Origin of the sequence: Dellaglioa algida, from assembly GCF_030127605.1 — a bacterium.
Classification (GTDB): domain Bacteria; phylum Bacillota; class Bacilli; order Lactobacillales; family Lactobacillaceae; genus Dellaglioa; species Dellaglioa algida.
The window spans coordinates 1-207 of record NZ_JANXLE010000020.1 but is presented as its reverse complement, the minus strand read 5'-3'; the positions used below and the strand labels follow the sequence as shown (position 1 = coordinate 207).

Annotated in this window: 1 protein-coding gene; it reads left to right on the top strand. The window is 41.5% G+C overall.

Going from position 1 to position 207, the window contains the following annotated elements; genetic code table 11:
* A partial coding sequence (locus N0K73_RS08290; protein ID WP_284065023.1) for a MucBP domain-containing protein occupies window positions 1-207 on the top strand: 207 nt, incomplete at both ends.

The window sequence follows — 207 nt, the reverse complement described above, 5'->3', positions numbered from 1 at the left end:
GGGTAATAACTTGAGTGATCCCGTAGTATTACCAACAGGTAAAGTTGGGGATAAGTACGAAACAAGTGGTAAAGATATTGAGGGATGGGTTCTAAAAGAAACACCAGAAAACGCGAATGGAACTCAAGGGACAAAGGAACAAACAATTACGTACGTGTATGAAAGAGCGGAAGCGGCAAAGATCACGGTCAACTATGTTGACGAAAA